Source organism: Microbacterium sp. Soil_N32, from assembly GCF_057655505.1.
This window is the reverse complement of the sequence record NZ_JBDGME010000019.1, coordinates 1,025,540-1,039,323: the sequence shown is the minus strand read 5'-3', so window position 1 is coordinate 1,039,323 and position 13,784 is coordinate 1,025,540. Positions and strand designations below refer to the sequence as shown.

The following is a 13,784-nucleotide window of genomic DNA, read 5'->3' as shown; positions in this document are numbered from 1 at the left end:
CTCCTCTTCGGTGAGCGGCGGTGGCAGCGCGCGCAGGGCTCAATCGGCCTCCGAGACCTCGCCGTCGGAGTGGGCCGCGACGGACCCGCGGTCGACGGTGATCGTCAGCGCCGTGCCGGCCGGGGCGTCCGCCGCATCGCGCAGGATCACTCCACCGTCGAGGTGCGCGATGGCGTAGCCGCGGGCGAGGGTGGCCGCTGGCGACAGGGCGCGCAGCGATGCCCGCAGCTCGCCGGTTCGTCGATGCGCCTCGTCCAGCCGCCGGGCCAGGGTGTCGCGCCCGCGCGACTGCAGCAGCCACAGCTCCTGCGTGCGGGCGTCGACGATGTGATCGGGAGCCCGCAGCACGGGGCGGGAGCGCAGCTGCTCGAGCTGTGCGATGTCGTGCGAGAGGCGCTGCGTCAGGCGCGACACCGCCCGCGAGCGGAGCTGGCCGATCAGGGCGCGCTGTTCGCCCACATCTGGCACGACGCGCTTGGCGGCGTCGGTGGGCGTCGAGGCGCGCAGGTCGGCCACGTCGTCGAGCAGCGGGTGGTCGTTCTCGTGACCGATCGCGCTCACGACGGGAGTGGATGCCGCGGCCACGGCGCGCACCAGACGCTCGTCGCTGAAGCCGAGCAGGGTCTGCGGGTCGCCGCCGCCGCGCGCGATGACGATGACGTCGACCTCCGGGTCGGCGTCGAGGCGTGCGAGCGCGGCCAGCGTCTCGGGCACGCACCGGTCGCCCTGCACCGCCGCGTACTCGGTACGGAAGCGCACCTGCGGCCAGCGCAGCTCGGCGTTGCGGTGCACGTCCTTCTCGGCGTCCGAGCGCTCGCCCGTGATGAGTCCGATCACATGGGGGAGGAAGGGCAGGCGCTTCTTGCGCGCGGCATCGAACAGTCCCTCGCGCCGCAGCTGCATGCGGAGCTTCTCGAGCCGTTCGAGCTGGTCGCCGAGCCCGACGTGCTTCATGAAGGAGACGGCGAAGCTGAAGTCGCCGGACTTGACGAAGTAGTCGGCCTTGACAGCGGCCACGACGTGGTCGCCGATGCCGAGATCGGCGGGGATGCGACCTCGCACGCTCGACCAGATGCGGAGGGAGATCTGCGCGTCGGACTGTACGTCCTTCAGCCGGGCGAAGACGTTGCCCGCCCGCACGTTCCACGATGTGATCTCGCCCTCCACCCATACGGTGTTCCAGCGCGCGACGAAGTCGCGGATGGTGGCGTTGAGACGGGCGACGGAGGTCGGGGCATCCGCCGTCGAGTCGCGCGGGGCGACGGCGTCCGCCGGCGGCGTCTCGCCCGCCGCGGTCGTGGCCTGGAAGACCGTCATGCGCCCTCGTTCCCTGGTCGTCGTTCGGAAGCCCATTCCCGGCCTTCCCAGGGTGGACGCCGGTAGAATCGAAGGGTGACCTCGACTGCCGTTCATCTCCCCGTTCCCCGCCTTCCGCGAGTACGCGCGGCGGCAGGGCGGCTTCAGGATAACCCGGTGGCCGGACCCAAGCGCGTGCTGCTGGCCGCGCCGCGCGGATACTGCGCGGGTGTGGACCGCGCCGTCGTGGCCGTCGAGAAGGCGCTCGAGCGCTACGGCGCCCCGGTGTACGTGCGCAAGCAGATCGTGCACAACATCCACGTCGTGACCGAGCTCGAAGACAAGGGAGCGATCTTCGTCGACGAGGTCGACGAAGTGCCCGAGGGGGCCCACGTCGTCTTCAGCGCCCACGGCGTGTCACCGGCTGTCGTGAACGCGGCCTCCGACCGCGGCCTCCACGCGATCGACGCGACCTGCCCCCTCGTGACCAAGGTGCACCGCGAGGCGGTGCGCTTCGCCCGCGACGACTTCGAGATCCTGCTCATCGGGCACGATGGTCACGAAGAGGTCGAGGGCACCGCGGGCGAGGCGCCCGAGCACGTCACTGTTGTGAACTCGCCGGACGAAGCCGACACGGTGGTCGTGAAAGATCCGAGCAAGGTCGTGTGGCTGTCGCAGACCACGCTCTCGGTCGACGAGACCATGGAGACCGTCAACAGGCTGCGTACCCGCTTCCCCGAACTGCACAACCCGCCGTCCGACGACATCTGCTACGCCACCCAGAACCGTCAGGTCGCGATCAAGAAGGTCGCTCGGGATGCGGATCTCGTGATCGTGGTCGGGTCGGCGAACTCGTCGAACAGCGTGCGTCTCGTCGAGGTCGCGCTCGAATACGGCGCGAAGGCCGCATACCGCGTCGACTATGCCGAGGAGATCCAGCAGGAGTGGCTCGACGGCGTCGAGACGGTCGGCGTGACCAGTGGCGCCTCGGTGCCCGAGGTGCTCGTGCGCGAGGTGCTGGAGCGCATCGGCGACGCCGGCTACCGCGACGTCGAAGAGGTCAAGACGGCCGAGGAGGACCTCATGTTCTCGCTGCCGAAGGAGCTGCGTCAGGATGCGGCGGGGCAGCGCGACGCCCGGGCCCTCGGCGGGCGCGCCTCCGGCGCCTGAGCACCGACGACCCGCCTCGGCCGGGTCGAGAAGAACCCCGTCTCCCGCTGGGAACGGGCCGAAGGTGCGGCGGATAGCATGACGGCATGACCGATCAGCGTCCGCGTTACGGCGAACTCGCCACCCCCGAGGAGCAGCGACGCGCTGCCGGGCTCCCGCCCCTCGACCAGGTCGTCGTCGACGCCGTTCCCGCCGTAGGAGCGCATCCCGCGGGCCCGAACAGCGCCAGGGCAGCCGCCCAGCCGACCTCCGGCGACAGGGCCCGGGCCGACCAAGCACCCGCGCGACGGCATCCCGTCGATCGGCTGGTCACGATCGCCCTCCTCGCGTACGGGCTCGTGAACGTCGTGGTGACGGCGATCAGCTATCTCGATCTCACCGCTGTCATGAACCAGGCGATGTCGGTGCTGGGCATTGAGGGGGAGTTCACGAACTACGCCCAGGGTCGTCTGTGGGGCACCATCGCCGCCGTCGTGCTCGTCGCCGGCTGGGTGCTCACCGCCGTGCTCGCCGTGCGCCGGCTGCGGCGAGGCCGCATCGCCTGGTGGATCCCCGTCGTCGGCGCCGTGGTCACCGGAGCCGTCGTCTCGATGTGCCTCGCGGTTCCCATGATGGGGGATCCGGCTTTCGTGGCGTTCCTCGACGCCACCTCCTGACCGTCTCCGTCTCCGAGAACGCAGAAGGGCGTCTCCCGCGAGGGAGGCGCCCTTCTGCATCTGGCGGAGCGGTCAGCTCTTCGACTGGCCGTACGAGCCCAGCTGGCGCGTGGCCTCGACGACACGGGCCGCCATCGCCGTCTCGGCGATCTTGCCCCAGGCCCGCGGGTCGTACAGCTTCTTGTTGCCGACCTCGCCGTCGACCTTGAGCACGCCGTCGTAGTTCTTGAACATGTAGTCGGCGATCGCCCGCGTGTACGCGTACTGCGTGTCGGTGTCGATGTTCATCTTGATCACACCGTTGGCGACCGCCGTGGCGATCTCCTCGTCGGTCGATCCCGAACCGCCGTGGAAGACGAGGTCGAGCGGCTTCGCGGCGGTGTTGTACTTCGCCTGCACCTCGGCCTGGATCTCGCCCAGCAGCTCGGGGCGCAGCTTCACGCCGCCGGGCTTGTAGACGCCGTGCACGTTGCCGAAGGTGAGGGCTGCGATGTAGCGGCCCTGCTCGCCGAGGCCGAGCGCCTGCACGGCCTGGTCGACGTCGGCGAAGGTCGTGTAGAGGGCCTCGTTCGAGCCCTCGTGCTGCACACCGTCCTCCTCGCCGCCGACGACGCCGATCTCGACCTCGAGGATCGCGTTGATCGCCTTCATGCGGGGGAGCAGGTCCTTCGCGATCTCGATGTTCTCGGCGAGCGGCACCGCAGAGCCGTCCCACATGTGCGACTGGAAGATGGGGTTGCGACCGGCCTTGACCTCTTCTTCGGACGCGGCGATCAGCGGCTCGACGAAGCCGGCGAGGGCGTCCTTGGGGCAGTGGTCGGTGTGCAGGGCCACGGTGACCGGGTAGTTCTTGGCGACCTCGGTGGCATAGCGCGCGAAGGCGAGTGCGCCGGTGGCACGGCCCTTGACCGTGTGGCCGGCGAAGTAGTCGGCGCCGCCGGTGGTGACCTGGATGATGCCGTCGGAGCCTGCCTCGGTTAGTCCCTGGAGCACCGCGTTGATGGTCTGCGAGCTCGAGACGTTGAAGGCCGGGTACGCGAAGCCGCCCGCCTTCGCGCGGTCGAGCATTTCGGCGTACTGGTCCGGGGTGGCGACGGGCATGAGATCTCCTGCGGTAGATGAAGCCTGGGACAGCTGTCACTCTAGCCGGGCGCGGCGGCGGATGCCCGGTGCGCGGAGGCGCTTCGCGCACGATCGTCCTACCCGATCGTTAAGAAACGCGATTCCTTCGCTCGTCCGGAGGGTGAAACGCCGCGTTCTGCGCCGGGTCGCTGGATAGGCTGACCCCATGGTGAGTCTGACTGCTGATCTGAGCCCGCTGCGTCCCGACCGCAACCTCGCGATGGAGCTGGTGAGGGCCACTGAGGCCGCCGCGATCCGCGCCGTGCCGTTCATCGGTCGCGGGGCAAAGGAGGCGGCCGACGGCGCCGCCGTCGATGCGATGCGGGCCTTCCTCGGCACGGTCGACTTCCAGGGGCGCGTGGTGATCGGCGAGGGCGAGAAGGACAACGCCCCGATGCTGTTCAACGGCGAGGTCGTCGGAACGGGCCGGGGTCCGGAGTGCGACATCGCCGTCGACCCGATCGACGGCACGTCGCTGACGGCCGCCGGCCGTCAGAACGCGCTGTCGGTGATCGCCGTCTCGGACCGCGGCAGCATGCTCGACGCGTCGAGCGTGTTCTACATGGACAAACTCGTCACCGGCCCCGCGGGCGTCGGCGTCGTCGACATCCGCCTTCCCATCGGCGAGAACATCCGTCGCCTCGCGGGTGCCCTCGAGAAGCCCGTCGACGAGATCGTGGTCTCGGTGCTGAATCGTCCGCGTCACGAGCAGCTCATCCAGGAAATCCGTGACGCCGGTGCCGGCACGCGTCTCATGAGCGACGGCGACGTCGCGGGCGGTATCAACGCCGCTCGCCACGACGCGCGCACCGACATGTGCGTGGGGATCGGGGGGAGCCCGGAGGGCATCGTGACGGCCTGCGCGATCAAGGCGCTCGGCGGTCACATCCAGGGGCGCCTCTGGCCGCGGGACGACGACGAGCGCCAGCGCGGGATCGACGCGGGTCTCGACATGGACCGGGTGTACGAGGCCGACGACCTCGTGAAGGGCAAGAACACGATCTTCGTCGCCACGGGCGTCACGGACGGGCAGCTCGTCGCGGGGGTGCGACGGGAGCGGGGATACGTGTACACCGAGAGCGTCGTGCTGCGCGGTGCCTCGGGCACGCTGCGACGCATCGCGTCGGAGCACCTCGTCTCGAAGTGGCTGTGAGGCGTTCGCGCTGAGTCGACGCCGCCGGTGTGAGTCGTCTCGGATCGTTACCGTCCCGGTATCCGTCCGGCGGCGGTGATCCTGCGTTTCCTCGCGGAGCGTGTCAGACTTGTCACTGGGTTTGTCGCCGATGACGGAGCCGATGGGCACCGCAGGCAGAGGAGGGCGAACACATGACCGCGTCGCAGACGAGCAGCTCGAAAGCAGTACCGACGAAGATCGTCACCACGAACACCGGACGCATCCTTCGGGTGAGCGCCGCCGAGGCCGAGGCGAGCATCGCGGCATCGACGCCGGCGGTCGCATCGACTCAGCCCGTGGTCGATCCCGCCCGTCGTGCCGACGTGCTGCTGCGCAAGCGGCGTCCCGAGGGGCACGAGCTGAGCCCCTGGTGGATGATCGGTGCGTTCCTCGCCACCAGCGGTCTCGTGATCCTGCTCCTCAGCGGCGTTCCCGGCGTCGCCTGACGGCGGCGTCGCCCCGATCCCGCTTCGCCCGGTTCCCGCGTCGCCCGGTCCTGCGTCGCCCGGTTTCCGCATCGCGCGGATCCCGTCGTCACCCCGGTCCCGCGTCGCCCCCGATGCCGCGTCGTCGTATTCTCGGCGTCGCCCCGTCCTACGTCGTCGTATTCTCGGCGTCACCCGTCCTGCGTCGTCTGACTTCCGGCGCCGCCTGAAGGTCACGCTTCCTCGACGCTCCGACGTTGCGGTTCGTCCGCGTCCTCACGCTCGCGGTCGTCGGCGGACGAGTTCGTGCCGTCGTGCAGCCGGACGCGCACGTCGCCCAATTCCGCCCGGATCTCCTGCTCCGTATCGAGCGTGCCGTCGACCAGCTCCTCGGCGGTGAAGCGACGCGAGGGAGCGGTGATGCGCTGCGGTGCCGCGTCGAGCGTCGAGGCGTCGATACCAGGGAACTGGCGGGCCGTGACGAGCACGCGGCTCTCGAGCGAACCCGCGAAGCGGTTGTAGCTGTCGACCGTGCGCTCCAGGGCGCGTCGCAGATCGTCGGCGTGCCCCGCCAGCGTCCCGAGGCGGTCGTACAGCTGGGTGCCGAGGGCGAGGAGGGCGCGGGCTTCGGTCGACACCTCTTGCTGCGTCCACGTGTAGGCGACCGTCTTGAGGACCGCCCAGAGATTGACGGGGGAGGCGAGGGCCACCCGTCGACCGAACGCGTAGTCGAGCAGCGTCGGGTCTTCATCGATGGCCGCGGCGAGGAGCGACTCGCTCGGAAGGAAGCAGATCACGAACTCGGGACTCGCGTCGAGCCCCGACCAGTAGGCCTTCTTGGCGAGCGCGTCGATGTGGGCGCGAAGCGCCTTCACATGCTTCTGCATGTGTCCGCGGCGCTGCGCCTCGTGCGCGTCTCCCGCGGGCAGCGCCGAGGCCTCGAGGTACGCGTCGAGCGGCACCTTGGCGTCGACGGCGATGGACGCGCCACCGGCGAGCCGGATCACCATGTCGGGGCGACCCTGACCGCGGTCGGACGAGATCGTGGTCTGCAGGTCGAAGTCGACGTGGCGTGTGAGCCCGGCCGCCTCGACGACGCGCCGCAGCTGCGTCTCTCCCCAGACTCCGCGGGTGGCCGTCGAACGCAGCGCGCCGGCGAGGGACTCGGTCGTGGCCCGCAGCGCCTCGTCGGACTCCTGCGCGCGACGCAGCTGTTCGGCCAGCGAGCCGAACTGCGCGTGGCGCTCCTGTTCGATGGCCGAGACCTTCTGCTGCATCTGCTGCAGGCTCTCACGCACCGGCGCGAGAGCAGTGAGCACCGCGTTCTGCTGCTGCACGCGCTGCGCATCGGCCCGCTGCTCGATGCGCGCGTGCTCGACGGCGTCGCGATAGAGGTCGTACTGGCGATCCCGGTCGTCCCGCACGGCTTCGAGTTCGGCTTCGGCGCGCGCCAGCGCGGCCGCACCCCGTCCCGCGCGCAGTGCCCAGCCGACGGCGCCACCCGCGCAGAGCGCGGCGAGCAGGAGGAGAACGATCAGCGGAGCATCCATGGGGCCATGATGGCCGGGGCCTCCGACATTCGGGGGAGACCCGCGGGGAGGATCAGGCCACCGACAACTCGGCCACGACCGGGGCGACCGTCGCCGCTGGGGCGACGCGTCCGCCGAGACGCAGACCGAGCACCTCGGCGAGGGTGTGCACATCCGACGCGCCGGCGCGACGGGCGGAGTCGATCACGATCTGCGCGCACGCACGCGCATCGGCGAGCGCATCATGATGCGCGAACTCCTCGAACCCGGCGGCCTCCGCGGCCTTCGGCAGACGGTAGGAATCGAGCTGGTAGGTCTTGCGGGCCACCTGCAGGCTGCACAGCGACTGGTACGGCGGGCAGACGCCGCCGGTCGCCTCGGCGGCACGACGCAGCACGTTGAGGTCGAATCCGGCGTTGTGCGCCACGAGCACGTCGGCACCCGCGAATGCGCACAGACGCTCGAACTGATCGACCCAGCGGGCCGCCGTTCGCACGTGCTCGGGGCGGATCCCGTGGATGCGCACGTTCCATTCCTGGAACTCGTCGTGACCGGGCGGAGGCTGGATCAGCCACCCCGCCGTCGCCACGACCACTCCGTCGCGGACGCGGACCAGACCCACCGCGCAGGCGGAGGCGGGGCTGGAGTTCGCGGTCTCGAAATCGATCGCGGTGAAGTCCAGGGGCACGTTCCCACTCTCACCTGAAGCGGTCACTCCCACGTGGCGGCGCGCCGCTTCAGGGGGCATCGCACGGTCCGAAACTGCGCATGAGATTCAAAAGGGTCAGCATGCACTGTATAGTCATCGGATGCTGACCATTGCTTCCCGTGTCGACGTCATGACCAGGCTCGGACGAGCGATGGCCGACCCGACCCGTTCGCGGATTCTCCTCACGCTGGTGGATGGTCCCAGCTACCCGGCGGTACTGTCGCGGGGACTCGAACTGACGCGCTCGAACGTCTCGAACCACTTGGCCTGTCTACGCGATTGCGGCATCGTCGTCGCCGAGCCCGAGGGGCGGCAGACCCGCTACGAGATTGCAGACCCGCATCTGTCGGCGGCGCTCTCCGCGCTCGTCTCGGTGACGTTGGCCGTCGACGAGAGCGCGCCGTGTGCTGATCCGGCGTGCTCGGTCGACGGCTGCTGCGACGCAGGGGAGTCCCGGTGACCGCGGTCATGCTCGCGCCCGAGCGTCGTGACGTGCTGCGCCGCCGCATCCGGATCGTGGTTGCGATCACGATCGTCTGGAACGTCATCGAGGCGGCCGTCGCTCTCATCGCGGGCGGCGTCGCATCATCCGCGGCGCTCATCGGGTTCGGATTGGACTCGATCGTCGAGGTGCTCTCGGCGGCGGCGGTCGCGTGGCAATTCGCATCCCCGAAGCCGGAGAAGCGCGAGAAGGTCGCTCTGCGCGTGATCGCCGTGTCGTTCTTCGCTCTGGCCACGTATGTGGGTGTGGATGCCGTGCTCTCCCTATGGGGTGTCCGTGATCCTGCGCACTCACCGGTCGGGATCGCGATCGCCGCACTGAGTCTTCTCGTGATGCCCTTCCTCAGCTGGTTCGAGCGCCGCACCGGCCGTGAGCTCGGCTCAGCCTCCGCGGTCGCCGATTCGAAGCAGACGCTCATCTGCACGTATCTCTCGGCGGCTCTGCTCGTCGGTCTGCTCCTCAACAGCCTGTTCGGCTGGGCGTGGGCGGATTCGGTGGCCGCGCTGGTGATCGCCGCGTTCGCGATCCGAGAGGGTGTCGAGGCGTGGAAAGGCGACGGCTGCTGTGCCGTTCCGGTCTCGGCGCTCACCGGTGAGGGCGACGTCGATGTCTGCAGAGACGGCTGCTGCGGGCAGCCGAGTCTCCGCGCCGTGCCGATCGACATCGCATCCGGATCGATCGGGGATGCGGCCCCGGGGATCGCGGCCCCGCCCGCCCGGTAGACTCGACCCCCGTGGCTCTCACTATCGGCATCGTCGGCCTGCCCAACGTCGGCAAGTCCACCCTCTTCAACGCTCTGACCAAGAACGACGTGCTCGCGGCGAACTACCCGTTCGCGACGATCGAGCCCAACGTCGGCGTCGTGAGCCTCCCCGACTCGCGGCTCGACAAGCTGGCCGAGATCTTCGGCAGCGAGCGCATCCTCCCGGCGACCGTGTCGTTCGTCGACATCGCCGGTATCGTGCGCGGCGCGAGCGAGGGCGAGGGCCTCGGCAATCAGTTCCTCGCGAACATCCGCGAGGCCGACGCGATCGCGCAGGTCGTTCGCGGCTTCGCCGATGACGACGTCGTGCACGTCGACGGGGCCGTGAACCCGGCATCCGACATGGAGACCATCAACGCTGAGCTCATGCTCGCCGACCTCCAGACCGTCGAGAAGGCGATCTCGCGCTACGAGAAGGAGGTGCGCGGCAAGAAGATCGATCCGTCGGTGCTCGAAGCCGCGAACGCCGCGAAGGATGCGCTCGAGCGCGGGGTGCTGCTCTCGACGAGCGGCCTCGACCTCTCGCCGATCCGCGAGCTGGGACTGCTCACCGTGAAGCCCGTGATCTTCGTCTTCAACGTCGACGAGGCCGTGCTCACCGACGACGCGCGCAAGGCCGAGCTCGCGGCCCTCGTCGCGCCGGCGCAGGCGATCTTCCTCGACGCGAAGATCGAGTCGGAGCTCATCGACCTCGACCCGGAGGATGCCGCCGAGTTGCTCGCCGCGACCGGCCAGGACGAGTCGGGCCTCGACCAGCTCGCCCGCATCGGCTTCGACACCCTCGGCCTGCAGACCTACCTCACGGCCGGGCCGAAGGAAGCACGCGCCTGGACCATCCCGAAGGGCGCCAAGGCGCCGCAGGCCGCCGGCGTCATCCACACCGACTTCGAGAAGGGCTTCATCAAGGCCGAGATCGTCTCGTTCGACGACCTCGTCGCCACCGGTTCGGTGGTCGAGGCCCGTGCGAAAGGCAAGGCGCGCCTCGAGGGCAAGGACTACGTCATGCAGGATGGCGACGTCGTGGAGTTCCGCTTCAACAACTGACGATGGGCTCGTCGCGTCGCCCGGAGGGACACGATGTCGATCACCGCGGCTCGCGTCTTCCTCGCCAGCACGCTGTGCGCGACGGTCGTCTGCGCGACCTGGGCGGGAATCGCCTGGCACGTTGCCGGTGGATTCGCTCCGGCGAGCGGCCTCCCTGTTGCGCTGACGGTCGTGGCGGCGGTGCTGCTCGTCTCTGCGCTGTTGTTCTTCCCGCGGTTCGTGGAGGCGCGCGTCGGCGGTGACGGGCTCCTGATCCGGCGCGTCTTCGGCCGACGGGTCGTCGACGTCGCTGCTGTCCGCGAGGTCGTGGTCCTCGCCGGCCTCATCCTGCCCTCGAGGATCTCCGGGCCGCTCGTGCGTCGCGTCGTGCTCCGAGGGGAATCCGGCGTGATCGATGCGTTCTCGGCGCCCGACGATCAGGTCGTGGCTGCGCTGCGCTCGCGTGGCGTGCCGATCATCGTGATCGAGGAAGCGCTGAGCGCGGCTCAGGCGCGTCGGCGCGTTCCCGGTTCGATCAGTGCGGTGGAGGTGCTCATCGGCCCGGCACTGGCGGTGATCGTCGTCGGTGCGCTCGCCGCGGCCGCCGCCCTCGTTCTCGTCTGACGACGCGCGGTGCTCTCGACACGCGAGCGCGGCACGGGCAGGATCGAGGGCGCCGTGCGCACCGTTGAGGCGCTCGTCGAGCGGTTGCTGCCACGAGCGGATGCCATCGCCGAGCTGCGTCGTGACGCGAAACTCGTCATGTGGTGGTCGGGAACTTCGGACAGCGAGCAGGGCGGGTTCGTGATGGCGGCCGAGCTGCTGGCGGGGTTGGCGACACTGGGATGCGAACTGCGCGGCACCGCCTACATCGACGAAGAGACCGAGGAGTGACGCAGAGAGGCGCGTCGCGGGGCACGCCGCCGGATAAGGTGGGCGCCATGTCGGAACCAGAGGCATTGCGCGCGGCCGAACAGCGGGTGCGGGATTTCATGGTCGAGTTCGATGCGCAGTGGCGGATCGCCGCACCGGCGTTCGAGGAGCGCGACCCGAACCACCCGGGAAAGGCGTTCGAGCTGTGGCGCTCCCTGATGACGGAGACGACCCGAGCGCACTTCGTCGACACCTCCGCCTCCGACCTCGCGACGTCGTTCAGTCGTCCGGCGAAATACGGTCCTGACGTCGAGACGCTCGTCCGATCCGAGATGGTCGGCGATACCGTGTACGTCCTGACGCGATCGAGTTCGCCGCTGGAGACGTTCCACGAGTACGCCCTGCGCGAGCAGGTGGGGGAGTGGCGGATCGCCGCGATCGCCTCGCACCATGGCGACCCGACGGAACCGTACCTCGACCAGAGCGCCGCCGCGGAGAGGATCGAGGACTGCGCACCGGATGCACCTTTCGCCGAGATGCCCGAGGCCCAGGCACGGCTCGACGAGCGGAGGATGTTCATCGAACGTGCCGTCGTGCACCCACGACACGGCGAGAGTTCGGAAGCCCGAGTCGAGCGGGTCGGCACCCTCCGCACCCGTTCGGGCGTCCTCTCGGTGGTCGACTTCGGGTACGACAACAACAGCGCGTGGCCACTCGCCCGGACCGTGCCGCCTGGAGCGTACGCGGTCGAGCGCGTCGTCAGCTTCGGGCGCAACGCCGCGGTACGCGTGCTCTTCTCCGACGTCGAGCCGGTCGCGTGGCATCCGGCCTCCATTCCCGGAAGCGGTCACGTGATCGGGGTGGACGCCGGATGCGTGTGCATCGTCGACTACCCCGCCTACGCCGAGATGTCGCGACGCGCGAAGTCATCGGTCTTCGACGAGTTCGCGGCCGCGCAGAGGCCGGCAGCCGCCGAGCTTCCGCTCGGTGACGACGACGCCGGCATCGCCGTCGACTCCGGGTACGGCGACGGCAGCTACCCCGTGTACTGGGGAACGGATGCCGAGGGTCGGGTCGCGCAGCTCGTCGTCGACTTCATGGTGCTCGTCCATCAGGACGACAACGGAGACCTCACGACGCTCTGAGCAGGCCCCTGCCACCCCGTGACCGCGCCCCGCGCGAGTAGGGCGCAGGATCGCGTCATCGACATCGCGAGGTCGCGACGAGAAGGCGGAGTCTCGGGCAGGATGGCCTATGCCGTCCCCCCCGCCTGTCGCCGCTGGCCACGGAACTCGCTCGGACCGATTTCGCCGACGACTGGTACCGGTGGTGCGATGCGCACCGCGAATGGTCCGCCGAGGCGAGCGGCGGGTACGCGACGGACTCGCTTGCGAGCGGCGCAGGAGGGTACGCGCCCCTCGCAGTGGAGGAGTTCCTCGACGCCTTTCGAGCCGCGGGAGCCACGGCCCGCAACGGCTCGACGTTCCCGCGCGGCCGGCACCGCTCCTTCACCGTGGACGTGGTCTCGGACTCGGGGACTCGGTGCAGTCTGGCGGTGCAGCTCGGGCGCGGCCTCAACGCACTGGAGTGCCGCCTAACGGTATTCGACGGCGAGAGCGCGGCTGGCGACGCCGAACTGCTTCACAGCGTTGCGCGCGACATCCGGCTCGCGTCGGGACGAGAAGTACCGGACCCGGCATCCCCGTATCCACGGCCGATCATCGGCAGCCGCAGCCAGCTCGAGGTGGTCTCTCGTGAGCTCGTCGGTGTCCTCGCACGCGTGGCGCATGGATGGGGACGGTCCGGTTCGGAGGGCTCCCCTCGCACGGTTGGGTACGCTGGGTGAGGCCCACCTCACCTCAAGGAGACTGCCGAACCATGGCTGACATTCAGACTTTCGAGCCCGACGGACGCGCGATCCCCTACACCGTGGAAGGTGACGGACCCGCTCTCATCCTCATCGCCGGCCACGGTCTGAACGTCACCTACCTCGAGCTGCTCTCGCACTCGGTGTCGGAGGAGGACTTCCGCGTGGTCAGCGTCGGCTCGCGCCGCCCGTCCGACCAGGCGGTGACGATGCACGACCTCGCTCAGGACGTGGTCGACGTGATGAGCCACCTCTCGATCTCGGACGCCTGGGTCGGCGGACACGCCTTCGGTGGGGCCGTGGCGCGCGTCGTCGCGCTCGACCATCACGACCGTGTCAACGGCGTGCTGCTGCTCGGCGTCGACGAGACCGGCCCCTCGGCCGAGGCGCTCGCCGCGTTGCCCGCCCCGTCGCGCGATGCCGAGGTCGATGCCCTCCAGGCGGCGGCCTGGGAGGCCCCCGCGCCGCTCGCGGAAGGCCTGCCGGTGCTCGTCGTGCAGGGCACGGAAGATCCCATCGCCCCCGTCGAGAACGGCGAGCGGCTGCAGGAGGCCGCGCCCGACCGGGTCAGCGTCGTACGCGTCGACGGCGGGGGCTACCTCTTCCCGTTCACCCACATGGGCGCCACGTCGTGGGCCATCGAGGACTACCTCGACTGGGACTGATCCCCACCCG

At 69.7% G+C, this 13,784-nt stretch carries 15 protein-coding genes; 11 read left to right on the top strand and 4 right to left on the bottom strand.

The features are described from left to right. Window positions 1-39 precede the first annotated feature (39 nt). Window positions 40-1,317, bottom strand: coding sequence for an exodeoxyribonuclease VII large subunit (xseA, locus tag AC3A3J_RS13190; RefSeq protein ID WP_487672705.1), 1,278 nt, complete (start codon window positions 1,315-1,317; stop codon window positions 40-42). 156 nt (window positions 1,318-1,473) lie between these two features. Between xseA and AC3A3J_RS13185 the strand changes: the two genes are divergently transcribed. Both AC3A3J_RS13185 and AC3A3J_RS13180 read left to right on the top strand, forming a co-directional pair. After that, window positions 1,474-2,466: a 4-hydroxy-3-methylbut-2-enyl diphosphate reductase gene (locus AC3A3J_RS13185; protein WP_487672704.1), complete on the top strand. Its 993-nt coding sequence runs from the start codon at window positions 1,474-1,476 to the stop codon at window positions 2,464-2,466. Window positions 2,467-2,552: 86 nt separating this feature from the next. Next, entirely contained in the window at window positions 2,553-3,122 is a 570-nt protein-coding gene (locus tag AC3A3J_RS13180) for a DUF6264 family protein (RefSeq protein WP_487672703.1), read from the top strand. A gap of 72 nt (window positions 3,123-3,194) precedes the next feature. Here the strand turns inward: AC3A3J_RS13180 and fbaA are convergent, their stop codons facing one another. Then, on the bottom strand, window positions 3,195-4,223 hold the full coding sequence (gene fbaA / locus AC3A3J_RS13175; RefSeq protein WP_487672702.1) for a class II fructose-bisphosphate aldolase: 1,029 nt from the start codon (window positions 4,221-4,223) through the stop codon (window positions 3,195-3,197). Window positions 4,224-4,410: 187 nt separating this feature from the next. Here fbaA and glpX point away from each other — a divergent pair, with 187 nt between their 5' ends. Together glpX and AC3A3J_RS13165 are read left to right on the top strand one after the other, a co-directional pair. Continuing rightward, the gene (glpX, locus tag AC3A3J_RS13170) at window positions 4,411-5,397 is read left to right on the top strand and encodes a class II fructose-bisphosphatase (RefSeq protein WP_487672701.1); all 987 of its coding nucleotides are present in this window, start codon (window positions 4,411-4,413) and stop codon (window positions 5,395-5,397) included. A gap of 173 nt (window positions 5,398-5,570) precedes the next feature. Beyond that, entirely contained in the window at window positions 5,571-5,864 is a 294-nt protein-coding gene (locus AC3A3J_RS13165) for a hypothetical protein (protein ID WP_487672700.1), read from the top strand. Window positions 5,865-6,076: 212 nt separating this feature from the next. Here AC3A3J_RS13165 and AC3A3J_RS13160 read toward each other — a convergent pair whose 3' ends face one another. Together AC3A3J_RS13160 and AC3A3J_RS13155 are read right to left on the bottom strand one after the other, a co-directional pair. After that, a complete protein-coding gene (locus AC3A3J_RS13160) occupies window positions 6,077-7,393 on the bottom strand; it encodes a DNA recombination protein RmuC (RefSeq protein WP_487672699.1) in 1,317 nt (438 codons plus the stop codon). A 52-nt stretch (window positions 7,394-7,445) separates the two neighbouring features. Then, window positions 7,446-8,060, bottom strand: a complete 615-nt coding sequence (locus AC3A3J_RS13155) for a 3'-5' exonuclease (protein ID WP_487672698.1) — start codon at window positions 8,058-8,060, stop codon at window positions 7,446-7,448. 121 nt (window positions 8,061-8,181) lie between these two features. On the opposite strand from AC3A3J_RS13155, the gene cmtR reads away from it, so the two are divergent. The 7 genes from cmtR to AC3A3J_RS13120 all read left to right on the top strand — a co-directional run bounded on the left by cmtR (window position 8,182) and on the right by AC3A3J_RS13120 (window position 13,774). Then, the gene (cmtR, locus tag AC3A3J_RS13150) at window positions 8,182-8,541 is read left to right on the top strand and encodes a Cd(II)/Pb(II)-sensing metalloregulatory transcriptional regulator CmtR (protein ID WP_487672697.1); all 360 of its coding nucleotides are present in this window, start codon (window positions 8,182-8,184) and stop codon (window positions 8,539-8,541) included. A gap of 8 nt (window positions 8,542-8,549) precedes the next feature. Next, window positions 8,550-9,305, top strand: coding sequence for a cation efflux transmembrane domain-containing protein (locus AC3A3J_RS13145; RefSeq protein ID WP_487673113.1), 756 nt, complete (start codon window positions 8,550-8,552; stop codon window positions 9,303-9,305). Window positions 9,306-9,316: 11 nt separating this feature from the next. Beyond that, window positions 9,317-10,390, top strand: a complete 1,074-nt coding sequence (gene ychF / locus AC3A3J_RS13140; protein WP_487672696.1) for a redox-regulated ATPase YchF — start codon at window positions 9,317-9,319, stop codon at window positions 10,388-10,390. Between the two features lie 33 nt (window positions 10,391-10,423). Next, window positions 10,424-10,993: a hypothetical protein gene (locus AC3A3J_RS13135; protein WP_487672695.1), complete on the top strand. Its 570-nt coding sequence runs from the start codon at window positions 10,424-10,426 to the stop codon at window positions 10,991-10,993. 9 nt (window positions 10,994-11,002) lie between these two features. Beyond that, a complete protein-coding gene (locus tag AC3A3J_RS13130) occupies window positions 11,003-11,263 on the top strand; it encodes a hypothetical protein (protein ID WP_487672694.1) in 261 nt (86 codons plus the stop codon). A gap of 47 nt (window positions 11,264-11,310) precedes the next feature. Further along, complete coding sequence (locus AC3A3J_RS13125) at window positions 11,311-12,387, top strand: DUF4241 domain-containing protein (RefSeq protein WP_487672693.1); 1,077 nt, start codon at window positions 11,311-11,313, stop codon at window positions 12,385-12,387. Window positions 12,388-13,120: 733 nt separating this feature from the next. Further along, a complete protein-coding gene (locus tag AC3A3J_RS13120) occupies window positions 13,121-13,774 on the top strand; it encodes an alpha/beta fold hydrolase (RefSeq protein ID WP_487672692.1) in 654 nt (217 codons plus the stop codon). Window positions 13,775-13,784 lie beyond the last annotated feature (10 nt).

Excerpts from the sequence above, each read along its gene's own strand:
- cmtR (WP_487672697.1), top strand. The coding sequence starts at position 8,182 with ATGCTGACCATTGCTTCCCGTGTCGACGTCATGACCAGGCTCGGACGA.
- AC3A3J_RS13145 (WP_487673113.1), top strand. The coding sequence starts at position 8,550 with ATGCTCGCGCCCGAGCGTCGTGACGTGCTGCGCCGCCGCATCCGGATC.
- AC3A3J_RS13180 (WP_487672703.1), top strand. The coding sequence starts at position 2,553 with ATGACCGATCAGCGTCCGCGTTACGGCGAACTCGCCACCCCCGAGGAG.
- AC3A3J_RS13160 (WP_487672699.1), bottom strand. The coding sequence starts at position 7,393 with ATGGATGCTCCGCTGATCGTTCTCCTCCTGCTCGCCGCGCTCTGCGCG.
- AC3A3J_RS13125 (WP_487672693.1), top strand. The coding sequence starts at position 11,311 with ATGTCGGAACCAGAGGCATTGCGCGCGGCCGAACAGCGGGTGCGGGAT.
- AC3A3J_RS13120 (WP_487672692.1), top strand. The coding sequence starts at position 13,121 with ATGGCTGACATTCAGACTTTCGAGCCCGACGGACGCGCGATCCCCTAC.
- AC3A3J_RS13165 (WP_487672700.1), top strand. The coding sequence starts at position 5,571 with ATGACCGCGTCGCAGACGAGCAGCTCGAAAGCAGTACCGACGAAGATC.
- xseA (WP_487672705.1), bottom strand. The coding sequence starts at position 1,317 with ATGACGGTCTTCCAGGCCACGACCGCGGCGGGCGAGACGCCGCCGGCG.
- fbaA (WP_487672702.1), bottom strand. The coding sequence starts at position 4,223 with ATGCCCGTCGCCACCCCGGACCAGTACGCCGAAATGCTCGACCGCGCG.
- AC3A3J_RS13135 (WP_487672695.1), top strand. The coding sequence starts at position 10,424 with ATGTCGATCACCGCGGCTCGCGTCTTCCTCGCCAGCACGCTGTGCGCG.
- glpX (WP_487672701.1), top strand. The coding sequence starts at position 4,411 with ATGGTGAGTCTGACTGCTGATCTGAGCCCGCTGCGTCCCGACCGCAAC.